At 62.0% G+C, this 14639-nt stretch carries 14 protein-coding genes; 9 read left to right on the top strand and 5 right to left on the bottom strand.

From position 1 onward, the window contains the following. Positions 1 to 72: 72 nt before the first annotated feature. Positions 73 to 882 (top strand): TonB family protein, encoded by an 810-nt coding sequence (locus WDN01_00005; GenBank protein MEJ0024381.1) that lies wholly within the window; start codon positions 73 to 75, stop codon positions 880 to 882. A 112-nt stretch (positions 883 to 994) separates the two neighbouring features. On the opposite strand, the gene WDN01_00010 is transcribed toward WDN01_00005, so the two are convergent. Next, positions 995 to 1249 (bottom strand): hypothetical protein, encoded by a 255-nt coding sequence (locus tag WDN01_00010; GenBank protein ID MEJ0024382.1) that lies wholly within the window; start codon positions 1247 to 1249, stop codon positions 995 to 997. An 855-nt stretch (positions 1250 to 2104) separates the two neighbouring features. Beyond that, the gene (locus WDN01_00015; GenBank protein ID MEJ0024383.1) at positions 2105 to 5515 is read right to left on the bottom strand and encodes a S41 family peptidase; all 3411 of its coding nucleotides are present in this window, start codon (positions 5513 to 5515) and stop codon (positions 2105 to 2107) included. 268 nt (positions 5516 to 5783) lie between these two features. On the opposite strand from WDN01_00015, the gene WDN01_00020 reads away from it, so the two are divergent. The 3 genes from WDN01_00020 (at position 5784) to WDN01_00030 (ending at position 8381) form a co-directional block, all read left to right on the top strand. Further along, positions 5784 to 6107, top strand: coding sequence for a hypothetical protein (locus WDN01_00020; GenBank protein MEJ0024384.1), 324 nt, complete (start codon positions 5784 to 5786; stop codon positions 6105 to 6107). A 253-nt stretch (positions 6108 to 6360) separates the two neighbouring features. Continuing rightward, on the top strand, positions 6361 to 6525 hold the full coding sequence (locus WDN01_00025) for a hypothetical protein (protein ID MEJ0024385.1): 165 nt from the start codon (positions 6361 to 6363) through the stop codon (positions 6523 to 6525). Between the two features lie 215 nt (positions 6526 to 6740). Continuing rightward, positions 6741 to 8381, top strand: coding sequence for a Na+/H+ antiporter (locus tag WDN01_00030; protein MEJ0024386.1), 1641 nt, complete (start codon positions 6741 to 6743; stop codon positions 8379 to 8381). Positions 8382 to 8419: 38 nt separating this feature from the next. Here the strand turns inward: WDN01_00030 and WDN01_00035 are convergent, their stop codons facing one another. Then, positions 8420 to 8653, bottom strand: a complete 234-nt coding sequence (locus WDN01_00035) for a hypothetical protein (protein MEJ0024387.1) — start codon at positions 8651 to 8653, stop codon at positions 8420 to 8422. Positions 8654 to 8787: 134 nt separating this feature from the next. Here WDN01_00035 and WDN01_00040 point away from each other — a divergent pair, with 134 nt between their 5' ends. The 4 genes from WDN01_00040 to WDN01_00055 all read left to right on the top strand — a co-directional run bounded on the left by WDN01_00040 (position 8788) and on the right by WDN01_00055 (position 11534). Further along, complete coding sequence (locus WDN01_00040) at positions 8788 to 9042, top strand: GlsB/YeaQ/YmgE family stress response membrane protein (protein ID MEJ0024388.1); 255 nt, start codon at positions 8788 to 8790, stop codon at positions 9040 to 9042. A gap of 174 nt (positions 9043 to 9216) precedes the next feature. Next, a complete protein-coding gene (locus WDN01_00045) occupies positions 9217 to 9417 on the top strand; it encodes a hypothetical protein (GenBank protein MEJ0024389.1) in 201 nt (66 codons plus the stop codon). 54 nt (positions 9418 to 9471) lie between these two features. Beyond that, on the top strand, positions 9472 to 10920 hold the full coding sequence (locus WDN01_00050; GenBank protein ID MEJ0024390.1) for a catalase: 1449 nt from the start codon (positions 9472 to 9474) through the stop codon (positions 10918 to 10920). 131 nt (positions 10921 to 11051) lie between these two features. Continuing rightward, positions 11052 to 11534 (top strand): ferritin-like domain-containing protein, encoded by a 483-nt coding sequence (locus WDN01_00055; protein MEJ0024391.1) that lies wholly within the window; start codon positions 11052 to 11054, stop codon positions 11532 to 11534. 70 nt (positions 11535 to 11604) lie between these two features. Here WDN01_00055 and WDN01_00060 read toward each other — a convergent pair whose 3' ends face one another. Beyond that, entirely contained in the window at positions 11605 to 12849 is a 1245-nt protein-coding gene (locus WDN01_00060; GenBank protein ID MEJ0024392.1) for a hypothetical protein, read from the bottom strand. Between the two features lie 187 nt (positions 12850 to 13036). Here WDN01_00060 and WDN01_00065 point away from each other — a divergent pair, with 187 nt between their 5' ends. After that, a complete protein-coding gene (locus tag WDN01_00065) occupies positions 13037 to 14134 on the top strand; it encodes a helix-turn-helix transcriptional regulator (protein MEJ0024393.1) in 1098 nt (365 codons plus the stop codon). 278 nt (positions 14135 to 14412) lie between these two features. On the opposite strand, the gene WDN01_00070 is transcribed toward WDN01_00065, so the two are convergent. Beyond that, entirely contained in the window at positions 14413 to 14580 is a 168-nt protein-coding gene (locus WDN01_00070) for a hypothetical protein (GenBank protein ID MEJ0024394.1), read from the bottom strand. Positions 14581 to 14639: the final 59 nt, after the last annotated feature.

Here is a 14639-nt window from a genome sequence, read left to right on the forward strand (position 1 = left end):
ATGAGCGCGCATTCCAAACCGACGCAAATGACCGTTCGCCCCTCGCGCGGCGCGTTCATCCGACCGCGACCGATGATCGGCGGCGGGCCCGCTCCGTTGCCGCCGGCAAATGGCGGCGCCGCCCACCGCATCTTCCGCGGCCGCATACCAGCCGATCTCGCGCGCTATGGCACGAGTGCCTTCGTTGCGGTCTGCCTGCATGTCGGTATCGCGTTGATCTGCGTGCTGGAATGGGCAAGCACGACCGCCATGCCCTCCCAATCCGCGGCGCTGATCGTGGACCTGGCGCCCGTGCCGTCCTCGCCCGCCGCGATTTTCAAGGACACGCCGCCCGGTCCGCACCAGGTCCTGTCCCAGCCCAAGCCTCAGCCGCAGCAAAAGCCGCTCAAGCAGCCCAAGATAAAGCAGCCGCCGGTCATGCACGGCGAGATCGTCCTGCATACGGATGAGCACAAGACGCCGCCAGCGCCGCCCGACCGGCCGGCCGTCGCTCGCAGCACCGACATGCCGACCTCCGTTGCGTCCAAGAACGACGTCGCTGCGGCACCCGTTTCGGGCGCGGCCTTGGAGGCATCGCACCCGGCGGAGGAAAGCTGGGAGGGCGCGATCCTCGCCAAGCTCGAACGCGCCAAGCGCTATCCGGGCCTCGCCCAGATGCGCGCGGAAGAAGACGTCGTTTATCTGCGCTTCTCCGTCGACCGTGGCGGCCGGGTGCTGGCGGCGTCCATTGATCATAGCCGCGGTTTTGCGCTGCTGGACGATGAAGTGCTTTCTCTCATTCAGCGCGTGCAGCCCCTGCCGCCGCCGCCGGACCAGGTCAAGGGCGACAGCATCGAACTCGTCGTGCCTGTCGAGTTTTTCATCAGGCAGCGCGAGCCCTAGATATTTAATCGCAGGGTGAAGGGCGTGGTCTTCGAGTGGAGCATGCGTTCCGTATGCCCGCGCCATGGCGTCACGCGGTCCGGCGAGGACGTCGGCAGTCCGATAGTGACGTTCAGCGATCCATTGGATTGATCTCATAGACGGTATCCGTGCATAGATGGCGCAGGATTTCGATTGCCAATGCTCGTTGACGGTAGCCGGCAGTCCTGGCGTATCGGTAATGGGCGTGTCGTAATTGAGCATCAATGGCTGAAGCCGCGTCGTTTTCTGGCGGTACGGTGACCTCGCAAGCCACTATCGAATGCGTCGACGGCGCCGGGCAAGTTCCGGCACGGCTGTCAGGCGATAAGATGATGATCTTTGCCAAGGCCGCATCACTCAGTAGGCTCGAGGTGAGAACAGGCGTTCTGGTGGCACGCAAGTGTAACGCACGGAGGCGAAATCAGCCTATCAGCGCCCATTTTTGCGTGCGCTTGCATGCCTAAGCATTGAAATTATTAAATTGCCACTCCATTGACGTGGTAGCGCTGAGACGCGCCCAGTGACTTCTGTCACTACGGGTCGCGCGAACGAATCATGTCGACACGCAAGCTTCGATCCCCTTTGCTGCCGCTTAGCGTTGCGGCGGAGGTACGAGCAGGTGCGGCAGGAATTTAAATTCTTGAAATTGCTATGCATGATAGTCAACGCAATTGACGAGAAAGTCAGGTTTCCTTGTTTTTTTTGGGGGAGGCTTTGCCCTTATAACGGTCTGGTCGCTGGTTCGAATTCAGCCGGGCCCGGCAACGTGCGCCAGAGCCTGCTGCCATAACGGCGCACCGGTTCGACCGATTCGAGCATCTTGGGGCTGTTCAGACCTAGCCGCTTGAGGACTCTGCTCACCATTGGGCGGCGCTCCTGGCGCGGCCGCGAGTTGCGGTTGGCCAGGCCGGCAATGCCCCGCTTCATGGCGTTTGATTCATTTGCGATCCGCCCGCTGGCCGCCCGTCTACGGCTTGCGCAACGGCCTTCGGCGGTTGCCCGCTCGCTGCTTGACCTGCAGTCCACTCTCGACCGCGCGGCACCATCGAAATCCGACGTTCGCGCTGGTGCCACGAAAGACTTGCGATGAGATTGTCGAGTCATCAAGGCAAGCGGCTTGTCTTTTGCGCAGGGCCTAAAAGCTTATCCCTCCCGCTATCCAAAGAACGATCTCGGACCAGGAGTTATGACGCGTTCCTATTCAAGGCTTTGGTTGCACCATTCCGCTGGGCGGATAGGGCGGCAGTAGCGGTGGCGGAGCGGGCAGCGCGGCGGGCTTGTCCGCGATGGCCTTCATTAAAAGACTGACGGCTGTCTCCAGCTGCGCGTCATGTCCGGCGAGAAGGTCGGCGGGCATGTTCTCGATCTCCACGTCGGGATCGACGCCGTGGTTCTCCACCGACCAGACACGATCGGGTGTGTAGAGCGCGTCCTCGGGAATGGTGATATAGCCGCCGTCCATCATCTGCCAGTTGCCGCGGATTCCGCGAACGCCGCCCCAGGATCGGGTGCCGACCAGCGGGCCCAGGCCGTAGAGCTTGAAGAGATAGGGAAAAATGTCGCCGTCCGAAGCCGACCAGTGGTTCAACAGCGCGATCTTCGGTCCGTTCAGCACCTGTTCCGGTTCGGTGGCGACAGCGCCTTCACGGTTCGTCCCGAGCGTGACCAGAACACGGCGCAGGCGCTCCAGCGCATAGGGCGCGACGAAGCCGCCGCCATTCCAGCGGTCGTCCATGATCAGCGCTTGTTTGTCGAGTTGGCCGTAAAACTGGCGCACGAACTGTTGCAGGCCCAATTGCTCCATATCCGACATATAGACATAACCGATCCTTCCGCCGGACAGCTTGTCCACCACGGCCCTGTTGTGCGCGATCCAGGCAGCTTCGCGCAGACCGAGTTCCCGCTCGACGGGCTTGACGACCACGTGGCGCGACGGACCGTCAGGGCTGTCGGCGACAGTGAGATCGACGGTGGTGTCGGCGTCGGCGAGTTGGAGAAGGCTGTCCGGGTCGGTCGGCGCGCGAAGATCGATGCCGTTCACCGCCAGCACGTAATCGCCGGCTTTCACGTGGACGCCGGGTTGAGCCAAGGGGCTGCGATAGTCGTCGCGTGTGTTGTCTCCTGGATAGATGGTCGCGAGCCGATATCGGCCGGACGCCTGATCCAACGCCCAGTCGACGCCAAGTAGCGCCGAATGTGCCTTGGGCTGGGTGTCGCCGTCATCACCGCCCCCCACATAGGTATGGGAGTTGCCGATCTCGCCCAGCATTTGGCCGATCAGGTAGTTCAAGTCCTCGCGCGAACCGAGCAACGGCAGCAGCTTGGCATAGCTGTCATGGACGGCTTTCCAGTCCTGGCCATTCATCACCGGAGAGAAGAACAGATCCCGCTCTAGCCGCCAGGCATTCTCGAACATCTCGGCCCATTCGGCGCGCGGATCGACGAGCACGCGCATGTGATCGAGATCGAGCTTCTTGGTGTTGTCGCTGTCCTTGGACGCGTCTGCCTTGGTGTCGAGAACCGTATAGTTGTCATCGTGTTTGATCACGACCTTCTCGCCGTCCAGGGAGAGGGAATAGCTGTCGACATCTTCCGTCACCACCGAATCCTTGCGCTTGTCGAGATCATAGAAATGGAGAGCCGACTTCTCGCCTTTGAGGGCGCCGTCGATCAGGCCAATCGGCTGAGTCAGATAGTAGATGCGGTCGCCGCGGGCATCCATGCGCGCGATGTTGGCCCCATCGATGGGTAGCGCGACGGCGCGTGCCATCATGCCGTCCAGGTCGATCCGGATGGGCGCGATGGGTTTGGTGACATCGCGTGCAGGTTCGCTCTTTCCGCTCTTGTCCTTGTCCGGCGGCTGGTCCTGGCTGTCGCCGGCTTGACCAGGCTTTGATCCGCTATCGGCCTCGTCCGAGCGAGGTGCCGTCGGCGAAGCGGTATCCCGCGATAGGGGGACCGCATAGACGCCATTGGATTTCAAAACCTCGAAATCGAACTCTATGTCGGACGGCACGGTGTTCTCATGCCGATTGGAAACGAAGTAGAGGTATTTGCCGTCAGGCGACCACGCGGGGCCGTAATCGACCTCGCCGCCGTTGCCCAGCCGCGTCAACTTGGCTGTTGCAACCTCGTACAGATAAAGATCGCGCCGCCGATTGACCGCCGACATGCTGAAGGCGAGCCAGCGCCCGTCCGGCGAGAAGGCCTGGTCGTGGATTTCGCCGAACTTGTCCTGCGCGACCTGCTTCGGCGCGCCGCCGTCCGTGCGGACCGTCCATAGCCGGTGCGTCCCATCGCTGAAGGCCAGGGTCTTGCCGTCCGGCGAGAAGATCGGTCCGTAGAAGTAACCTTCCGTGAAGGCTGTCAGCACTTTCTCGGGGCCGCCCTCGGCCGGGCGTACGGCGATCTGCTGCGCGCCGCCGACATCGGTGGTGTAGGCGACGGTGCGTCCGTCCGGCGACCAGGCCGGATGGTCCTCGTCGATACCCTGGGTCATCGTCAGATCGCGGGTTGCGCCGAACTCGGTGGGCAAGCTGAAGATATCGCCGCGGGCCGAGAACAGTGTCCGCTTGCCGTTCGGTGCCAGCGCGTAGTCCGTCTGACCCGCCGGGTCGCCGCTGCGGATCTCGTCATGGACCTCGTCGACATGGATGCGGGTGCGGGGATTGTCATCCGGCACACTGACCGGGACTTCTCGCGTTTCCTCGCTGATCAGGTCGAGGCGATAGAGCTTGCCGCCTTGCTGGAAGGCGATGGCATCGCCGCCAAGCGCCGGGAAGTCGATGTCGTAGTCGGTGAAGTGGGTGATTTCACGCGTCTCTTTGGTGTCGAGATCGTAGACCCAGATATTCGCGCGGCGATTTTTGTCCTGGTCGGAGAGGTAGTAGATCTTCCGGCCGTGCCACATGGGCGAGGTGTTGGTGCCTGACCAGTCGGTGATCTGATGGAGCGCCCGTGTGTCGAAATCGTAGGTGAACACCTGCTGGGCCAAGCCGCCATTATAGCGCTTCCAGGTCCGGAAATTGCGGAAGATACGGTTGTAGGCGATCGTATGCCCGTCCGGCCCGAAGGTCGCCAGGCCAACGGCGCTGTCGATCGGCATCGGCGTCGGCTGGCCGCCGGCGACAGGCACCTTGTACATGTTCTGAATCCAGCCGTTCCACTGGTCGTGCTTGCTCAAATAGACGACGTATTTCGAATCCGGCGTCCAGGTAACCACCATATTGTCGGGTCCGTGCCGGCCGCCGGTCCCCGCCTCTGTCGCCGGCTGGAAGGTTAGCCGGCGCGCGGCGCCGCCCGAAGCTGGAATCACCCAAATGTCCGTGCCGGCGCGGCTGGCCTCGGTATAGGCGATCCATCTGCCGTCCGGAGACACGCGCGGAAGCATGTCCTGCCCCTGAGCGCTGGTCAGGCGCGTGGCCGTCCCGCCTGTTTTCTCGACGGACCAGACATTGCCGTCGGCGACGAAGGCGATCCGGTCGCCATAGGGTTGGGGAAATCTGGGAAGCGAGGCTTGGGCCGTCGTCGCCGTGAAACCCAGCGGCACGGCGATCAACAAGGCCGCGACCACGCGCGAAATCTTCATATCAATGCCCCAACGAATTGCCATGGCCTTCATATCACTGAAGCAAAAGTCGCGTCAGCAAAACAACTTGTTACTCTTCGCGCTGCGCTCTTGCTCATTGCGCTCTTTCATAATGAAACGGCCCTGGCTATCGGGTCCGAACAACGACGTTCGCATCACCATGTCGCCGCACGTCCTTGACTCGGCTGCCGGGCATTAACCGATAACGAACCCTTATGGAGGATGTTCGTGCTTCGCATCGGCGCCAAAAGACGCTTGGTATCGGTGTTGGAATTGCGCGCTTGTTGCAATCATGCGCGAAATCGTGTGTAAAACTCGCGCAAACGCGGCCAGGCCAACGTCGTTGCAGCAAGTGAGAGGGCATATCGGTCGAAAGGGGGCGGCGAAAATCGCGGCTCCGGCGCTGTCTTTGCGCACCTTTGTCGCCGCCTTCGCGCTGCTGAGCTTCTTGCTCTCCGGCTTTGCCGTCCAAACCCATATTCATCTCGAGTCGGCCGGCGCGCCCGGCGCGAAGATCGCGCTGTCACAGAGTCGTGATCATAAGGCGCCGGCAGTCCCCGACGATCCGGAGCATTGCCCGCTTTGCCTGGATTTCTTGGCTGCGGCTCCTATGTAACGCCAGCGCCGATCATCCTCCCGCTGCCCATTCAGGTGGCGGTTGCCGCGCCGATGATGACCGAAACGGTTTCGGTCGTTCAGGCCGTCGGCTGGCGCGGCCGCGGCCCTCCTCTCGACTGACTTTGCTGAATTAAGCGCGTGAATCCGCGACGGCTTTCGGGCAATCGCCGTGTTTCCCGCATTCACAATGTCATCGCTTCCGACGATTGGTTGCGCTCAAGAGCGAAGCGGCAACTGCCGAGGGAATATCCGTGTACCGTTCTTACTTGCTTGCGACCGCGGCGGCGGTGGCGCTGGTATCGACCAGCTCATTGGCCAATGCGGACGCCATCGAAACCGTCACGGTGACCGCGCAAAAGCTCAACGACGCGCGAATCGGGATACAGCCGCAGATCGGCGCTTCGACACGATGTTGACGAGGCCGCCCGGCGCGTTCTGGCCGTAGAGCACCGAGGTTGGACCGCGCAAAATGTCGATCTGCTCCAGCCCGTAGGGTTCAAGCAACGGACCGATGAAGTCGCTGGCGAAGAGGCGCGTACCGTCCTGGAAGACGCCGTCTTCCGCTTTCGCGGCACCGCGGCGACTGTCAAAAGGTCGTGTCGCCCCGAGCCGTATGATTTAGAAAGCGGCCATGGAAACGATCGTGCTTGTCCTGTTCCTGCTGTTGGCCGTGGTGGTCAGCGGCGCGCTGGCGCGCATGTCGCCGGTGCCGGTGCCTTTGCCGCTGGTGCAGATCGGCCTCGGCGCGGTCATTGCCGCTTTCGCCCATTCGGGAGTCGCGCTGAACCCGGATATCTTCTTCCTGCTTTTTCTGCCGCCGCTCCTTTTCCTCGACGGCTGGCGCATCCCCAAAGAGGGACTTTTCCGCGACAAGGGCACCATCCTCGAACTGGCGTTGGGGTTGGTCGTGTTCACGGTCGTTGGCCTCGGGTTTTTCGTCCATTGGATGATCCCGGCCATGCCACTGACCGTGGCATTTGCCTTGGCGGCGGTCGTTTCGCCGACCGATCCCATCGCGGTGTCTGCCATCGCCCACAGGGTACCGATCCCGAAGCGGCTGCTGCATATCCTGGAAGGCGAGTCGCTGCTCAACGATGCGTCGGGCCTGGTCTGCATGCGGTTCGCCGTCGCCGCGGCCCTGACCGGAACCTTTTCGCCCGCAGCCGCGGTCGGAACATTTCTGTGGCTGGCTTTGGGCGGGATCGCCATCGGCATCGCCGTAACCTGGGGAACGACGATCGCCAAGAACTGGGTGTCACGGCATTTCGGCGAAGAAACCGGTTCGCAAATTCTGGTCAGTCTTCTTATTCCCTTCGGCGCCTATCTCCTGGCCGAGGAGCTTCATTGCTCCGGCATTCTCGCGGCTGTCGCGGCGGGCATCAGCATGAGCTACGCCGAACAGACGGGACAGGCGCTGCCTGTGACGCGCGTCCGCCGCGTCGCCGTCTGGGATCTGATTCAATTTTCCGCGAACGGCATTATATTCGTGCTGCTGGGCGAGCAGCTTCCCCAGATCGTTCTCCGCGCGAAAGCGCTGGTACACGACACCGGTCACAGCCAGGCGGTCTGGCTCGCCCTCTATGTCGTTGCCGTGACCGTTGCCTTGGCGGTGCTTCGGTTCGTCTGGGTGTGGACATCGCTGCGCTTCACGCTGTTTCGGGCCGCCCGTCGTGGCGAGCGCCGGAACGTCCCGGGCTGGCGCCTTATCGCGGCGACGTCTCTGGCGGGCGTTCGCGGCGCCATCACCCTGGCGGGCGTTCTCACCCTGCCGCTGACGCTGACCGATGGCTCCCCCTTTCCCGCGCGAGATGTCGCGATTTTCCTGGCCGCCGGCGTCATCATCGTGTCGCTCGTCGCCGCGAGCCTGGGGCTGCCTTATCTGCTGAAAGGTCTGAAGCTTCCGCCCGAACCCAGTTACCAGGAAGAGGAGGATCACGCCCGCATCGCCGCGGCCGAGGCCGCGATTGCCGCTATTGAGCGTGCGATGCGCGAAAGAGGAGAAAACTGGAACGACGCCGATATCTATGCCGACGCCAGTGCCCGGATCATGGAGCTCTATCGTCAGCGGATCAAGGGACGATCCAAAATTGGCGAAGAAGGTATCGAGGCACGCAAGGCCGATGCGATCGAGCGCAAACTCCGTCTCGCAGGCTTGCGCGCCGAACGCGACGCGCTGTATCGGGCAACCCGGAACAACGAGCTTTCGGACGAGCTTGGACGCAAACTCGTCCGGGAGGTCGATCTCCAGGAAGCGCGCTTTGGCGCGGAATAGCCGCGCGGCGGCGGGACCGCCATCGCCCGCAGAAGCTGTCAGTGTTCCGCCGTCAAGCTATAGAAAAGTGCTTTGACGAGCTCGACGAGCGCCAGATACGCGGCGGTCTCGCCCAGCAGGTAGGCGAAAAACAGAGGCGGCGGCGCGACAAAGTCGAACCAGCGGCCCACCGGCAACACGATCGCGACCGCCGCGGCGCTAGCTTCTCTCCAAGGAGGTGAGCGGTCAGGCGACGAGCGGGGCCAAGAGCTTTTTTCCCAGGTGATCGTCATGCTCCATCATACGCTGCGGTGCAGCAGAGTAGCAGGATCGGTGCTGGCACTTGACCCTTTTGTTTGTGAACGGTCAGTCTTCGACGTTGCCCGTCTGTATTTGCGAAAATTAGAAAACTTTGCTGGAGGACGAAATGGACACGCACGGAATCATCTTTTGGCTGATCATCGGTGGCGTTGCGGGGTGGCTAGCCGGGACATTCGTCAAGGGCGGCGGTTTTGGCCTGGTTGGCGACATTGTCGTGGGCATCGTTGGCGCCCTTGTCGGAGGTTGGCTGGCCGGGGTTCTCGGCATCAGCATCGGCAGCGGCCTGATTGCCTCGCTCATCACGGCGACCTTGGGCGCGGTCATCCTGATCGTCATCCTGCGGATGATAAAACGCGCCTAGCTGTTCGCCATCTTCGGTATGCGTTCGTTGCGGGCCGACCGCGCGGACGGAAGGGTGGGAACTTCTGTGCCCGCTGGCGCGTATTCTGGAAAGAATGCCGGCGACACTTCTTCAACAGTAGCGTCAACTTCAGCGGGGGCCTTATCGAGAAAATCTAACAAGGGAGGACTCGCCATGGCATCGAAAAGAGCCACGACTGCGGCGTCGTACAAGAAACAGAGCCAGCCACACAAAAGTGTACCAGGCGCAAAACAAGAACCCAGTTACCGCGAGAATCAAGTCAAGGGCGGCGAGACCCACCAGATCGCATCGGATGGCGTCGAGACCTTAACCACACAACAAGGCATTCCGGTCGCCGACGACCAGAACACGTAGAGTTATGGCGCACGCGGACCGGCGCTCCTAGAAGATGCCCATTTCCGCGAGTAGATCTTTCACTTCGATCATGAGCGGATTCCCGAACGTGTCGTGCACGCACGCGGCTATGGCGCGCATGGTTATTTCGAATTAACCGAGTCGCTCACGAAGATTACACGCGCCGACGTGTTCCAGCGCGTGGGCGAGAAGACGCCGGCTTTCGTGCGCTTCTCGACGGTGGCCGGCAGCAAGGGCTCCGGCGATCTGGCGCGCGACGTTCGCGGCTTCGCGGTCAAGATCTACACCAAGGAAGGCAACTGGGATCTGGTCGGCAACAACATCCCGGTCTTCTTCATCCAGGATGCGATCAAATTTCCCGATCTCGTTCATTCCGTGAAGCCGGAGCCTGACAGCGACTTCCCGCAGGCCCAATCGGCACACGACAATTTCTGGGACTTCATTTCTCTCACGCCCGAAAGCCTGCACATGATCATGTGGGTGATGTCCGATCGCGCCATCCCGCGGTCTTTTCGCTTCATGGAAGGTTTCGGCATCCATACTTTCCGTTTCCTGGACGCCAAAGACCGCTCGACCTTCGTCAAATTCCGCTGGAAGCCGAAGATGAACAATCCGAAGACCCGCGCCAATTACGAGCCCAACAGCTGGGGCGCCGAAGGCGGGCCGCGCGAGAATCCGGATCGCGGCTTTCGCAGTTTCGCGGCGGAGGAGAACGGGCCGAAGACTCGGCTGCGTCCGGAGAGTTTCGCGGACCACTACAGCCAGGCGCGACAGTTCTACATCAGCCAGACGCCGGTGGAGCAGAAGCACATCGGCGACGCCATCGTATTCGAGCTGAGCAAGGTCGAACGGCCCGACATCCGTTCGCGCACGGTTTCGCACCTGATCCACATCGACGGGGGTTTGGCGATGACCGTGGCCGATGGCCTGGGTCTCGATCTGCCCAAGCCGGCGCGGGCCGCGCGGCCGGTCAATACAAAGCTGTCGCCGTCGCCGGCTTTGAGCATGTTGAAGAAGCCCGTCAATAGCTTCACCGGCCGTAAGCTCGGCATCCTGGCGGCCGATGGCGCGGATGCGGCTGTGTTCGACGCGCTCGTCGCCGCGGTGGAAAAGGAAAAAGGCGTTTGCGAAGTCGTGGCGCCCAAGATCTGCGGTGTCATTCTGTCGAACGGAACCAAGGTCGCCGCCAAGCAGAAGATCGATGGTGGTCCCTCCGTGCTGTTCGACGCGGTGGCCATCCTCGCGTCGAAGGACGGCGCGAAACTTCTCGCTGGAGATTCGTGCGCAAAGGATTTCGTCAACGACGCCTTCGCCCATTGCAAGTTCATCGGCTATTCGTCCGAAGCAGCGCTTGTCTTCGAGAAAGCCGGCCTGGCGAAGGATCTGGACGAAGCCTGCATCAAACTGGCCACAAAGGCCGACGCGATGTCTTTCGTCAAAGCCTGCCGCGCGTTGCGCCATTGGGAGCGCGAGACGAAGATCGATCTCGATGCAGGGGCATAAATTGAATTGAGCCCTTAACGGAAGGAAAACGACATGCCAAAGCCAAAGCCAAAGCAAAGCACGCCACGCCGTTCCTCAGCGATGTGAAGACTCTACGCGACCGCGCGCGCAAGAACATCGCCGAAGACGCCATGACTTGGACCTACAAGGGCGACCCCAAGAAGACGGTCGATATCCTCCAATCGGTCCTGGCCACCGAAATCTTTTGCGTCCTGCGCTACACCATGCATTCCGTCAGCGCCGCGGGCATCTCCAGCGAGGGCGTCAAAGCGGAGTTCGCCGAGCACGCCAAGGAGGAGCAGGAGCACATGATGGCCGTCGCCGAACGCATCACCCAGCTCAGCGGCGAACCCAATTTTGATCCCGAAGGGCTGGCCAGCCGCTCGGCGTCGCAATATTCCACGGGACCGACCCTCGTCGACATGATCAAGGAGAACCTGATCGCCGAGCGCATCGCGGTGGATCACTATCGCGAACTGATCCGCTACTTCGGCGATAACGATCCGACGACGAAGCGGATGCTGGAATGGATCCTGTCGGTGGAGGAGGAGCGCGCCGACGACATGCACGACCTGCTGGTCGCCCATGAAGGCAAACCCATGCTGCCCAAATAGGGCACCACCGAAAGCGACCCAGTCTCTCAGCCCTTCGCATGCTCCGGCACTGACCCCTTGGCTAACCACTTCATCGGAAGGTCCTCGTAGCGCCAAACTGGACGCGAAGGCCGATCGTGACCGTGTTGCTTCGCGGGAGCCATGTATAATCGAACAGCGGCGATGCAGCCGGCGTGTTCAGCCGGCTGCCGCTCCACCAAGTGTGCTCGTAGTCCACGAACACCGAGCTCGAAGAGCCAAACTCCGGAAGGATCGGGTTCGGCAACATCCATTCGGCGCCGCCGCCGAGCGAAAACCCCGGCGTAATCGTGCTTTCGTCTGTGCGCGGGCCGCCGAAGTCGATCTTGATGCTCTCGTCGGCCAAGCTTACGCCGGTCTCGCCGTATATCAGCAGATCGGGGGTCGCGAGCAGGCCGCCGCGGATCAGCGCCGATCCGGTGAAGTCCACATCGGAGCCGATGAAGTTGCCACCCGCGAAGTGATGGTTGACGACGCCGCCGACAATATCGGCGTCCAGGACCACACCCACCACGATATTGGTGCCGACCTGCCAGTCGTAGCCGACGTTGACGCCGCCGCCGAAGCCGCTGCCGGAATCGTCGAAGCCGTTCGTCCGGATATCGGTCGCGTCCAAATATTCGACGGTCGCGACGCTGCTGGTCATGCCGACGAGCTGGACGCCGCCGAACGGTCCGTTCCAAGGACTCGTCATGCCGATCTCGGGGCGGTTTTCCCAGGTGTCCGGTTTCGGCGGCAGGGGAACGGTCCAGTGCTCTTCCGCGGGAGGCGGCGGTGCCGGTTTCTCAGGCGGCGGTGTTGGGCTCTGCGGTTCTGGCGCCGGCAGCGTTTTGTCGTGACAATCGCCGGCGAGATGACTTTTCTTGTCTTCGCGGGCGAGCGTGTCCGTGACGGCTTTCCAATCTTTGGCGTAGTAATCCCAGTTCACCGACCGCATCGAGGAGAGATCGCCGACTGCGGGGTAGGTAACACTGCTATAATCGCGCAGATATTGCTGAAGAGCTGCATCATAAGCTGTATAGGCGTCGTGATAGGCTTTGGAATCCCACATGTAGGTATATATGCATTTTATTTCCGTCGCTTTGGCGTCCTTATAGGCGTCGTAGAGCTTCATCAAGGCATTGAAGTCCGCCGCCTCTGCGCTTGCCGCATCCTTGTCGGCGCCGAAGGGTGAATGAAACGGCGCGAGCGCCGGCGTGGTCTGAGCCCATGCCTGCGATGCGCCACCGGCTGCACCAAGAATGACCAGGACGGCAGCCGTGCTAAGCGCTGCCTGCGAAATAGATTTTCCGTTCATGACCCCCTCGGTAACGCGCGCCGGCGCGTAAGCCTCTAGCTTTAGGGGGCTCGGGCTGTGCTTCATCGTCCGTTCGGACTATAAAGACAGGGATTTCTAGCCGTTTCCTCATTGGCGATCCGCCGCCTGTGTTACCGTTCTTGGGGGTTGGGCCATGCCGCAACCGTCACTGGAAGACACCATCGCGTTGTTCTATCGCGCCGCGGCCGAGCCGGACGCGTGGCCGGAGGCACTTACGTCCCTGGCCGGCGCCTTCGATGCGACTGCGGGCCACTTGATCTGGTGGAACAAGCAGCAGAACAAAGTCGAAAGCTCCTGGGTCGGCGGCGATCATACGTTGGTGAAGGCCGGCGACGCGCGATACAATGCACATTACGGTGCCATCGATCCGCGCCGCAAGCTGGCCGCGGGTGCGGCGACAAGCGACCCGCAATTCTGCCAGACCAGCTTCGACGAAACATACGTCGAACGAAGCGAAATCTATCAGGATTTCCTGATTCCATTTCAGGCGCGCTATTCCGCGATCACGAAAGTCGCCGACGACCGCGAGGCCGAAGCCATGCTGGCCGTTGTGCGTTCGCAGGCGCGCGGCGCGTTCGCGGACGACGAGATGGAGCAATTGCGGCGGCTGATGCCGCATGTTTCCCGCGCGGCATGGCTCTATCGCAAATTCTCTCAGGCCCAGGCGGTGATCGGCGGGTTGCGGTCAACGCTCGATCTTCTCGACAGCGCCGTTGTGCTCGTCGGCCGCGACGGGCGTGTCATGGCCCTCAATCGCGCCGCCGAACGGCTGCTGACCGGCCGGAGAGGCCTGCGGATCGTGCGGGGACGGCTGCAGACGGAAGACGACGGCGGCGCCATGCTGACTGCGCTGATCGAAGCCGCGCAGCGCACCGCGGAGGGCCGGAGCGCAGGGTCCGGCGGATCCATCGCGATCCGGCGCGCGGCGGAGGAAAGCCCCCTTTATGTCACGATCGCGCCGCTGGCGGAGACCGCCGCAGCGTATCTCGGCCAAACGCGATGCTGTGTCGCGCTGTTCCTGAACGATCCGGGCACCGCCGCCCCGATGCCGGCGCAACGCCTGAGCCAACTCTTCGGGTTGACATCCGCTGAAGCCCGCGTCGCCGTCGCGCTGGCCGGCGGACATTCGCCGGACGCGATCTGCGATCGCCACCGCGTGTCTAAGAACACCGTGCGGGCGCAAATGCGCGCGATCTTCGCGAAAACGGGAACTAGGCGGCAAATCGAACTGGTAAGCCTGCTACGCGGGCTATTCCCCGGCTAGTTACGCGGCAGATGCGGCCGTGGCCAACGCGCTGGTCGCCGCGGTAGAGCATGAAAAGGGCGTCCGCGAAGTCGTCCGCCTAAGATCGGCGACGTCACCCTGTCGAACGGAACCGCCGGGGATCCATGCGCGAAGGATTTCGTCAACGACGCCTTCGCCCACTGCAAGTTCATTGGCTACACGTCCGACGCGGTGCTTCTCTTCGAGAAGACCGGTCTGGCGAAGGACCTGATGAAGCCTGCATCAAGCTCGCCACAAAGGCCGACGCAGCGCCTTCGTCAAAGCCCGCCGCGCCCTGCGTCATTGGGAACGCGAAACCGAAGGTTGATCTCGACGCACGGGCATAAGTTGAACCGCGCCCGCAACAGAAGGAGAAAGACATGCGCCAGCAGCGCCACGAAATCGGTGATCGTGCGCGTCGAATGGCCAATGGTGAAGATCGTCACCGCGGACTGTCGGGCAGACTGTCTTGCCGTTATTGCCGCCAAACTATCTTGGTTGCCGG

Origin of the sequence: Rhizomicrobium sp., from assembly GCA_037200985.1 — a bacterium.
Taxonomy (GTDB): domain Bacteria; phylum Pseudomonadota; class Alphaproteobacteria; order Micropepsales; family Micropepsaceae; genus Rhizomicrobium.

Coding starts and splice junctions, on each gene's coding strand:
- WDN01_00040 (MEJ0024388.1), top strand. CDS start 8,788: ATGGACACGCACGGAATCATCTTTTGGCTGATCATCGGTGGCGTTGCG.
- WDN01_00030 (MEJ0024386.1), top strand. CDS start 6,741: ATGGAAACGATCGTGCTTGTCCTGTTCCTGCTGTTGGCCGTGGTGGTC.
- WDN01_00060 (MEJ0024392.1), bottom strand. CDS start 12,849: ATGAACGGAAAATCTATTTCGCAGGCAGCGCTTAGCACGGCTGCCGTC.
- WDN01_00035 (MEJ0024387.1), bottom strand. CDS start 8,653: ATGACGATCACCTGGGAAAAAAGCTCTTGGCCCCGCTCGTCGCCTGAC.
- WDN01_00005 (MEJ0024381.1), top strand. CDS start 73: ATGATCGGCGGCGGGCCCGCTCCGTTGCCGCCGGCAAATGGCGGCGCC.
- WDN01_00020 (MEJ0024384.1), top strand. CDS start 5,784: ATGCGCGAAATCGTGTGTAAAACTCGCGCAAACGCGGCCAGGCCAACG.
- WDN01_00055 (MEJ0024391.1), top strand. CDS start 11,052: ATGACTTGGACCTACAAGGGCGACCCCAAGAAGACGGTCGATATCCTC.
- WDN01_00045 (MEJ0024389.1), top strand. CDS start 9,217: ATGGCATCGAAAAGAGCCACGACTGCGGCGTCGTACAAGAAACAGAGC.
- WDN01_00015 (MEJ0024383.1), bottom strand. CDS start 5,515: ATGGCAATTCGTTGGGGCATTGATATGAAGATTTCGCGCGTGGTCGCG.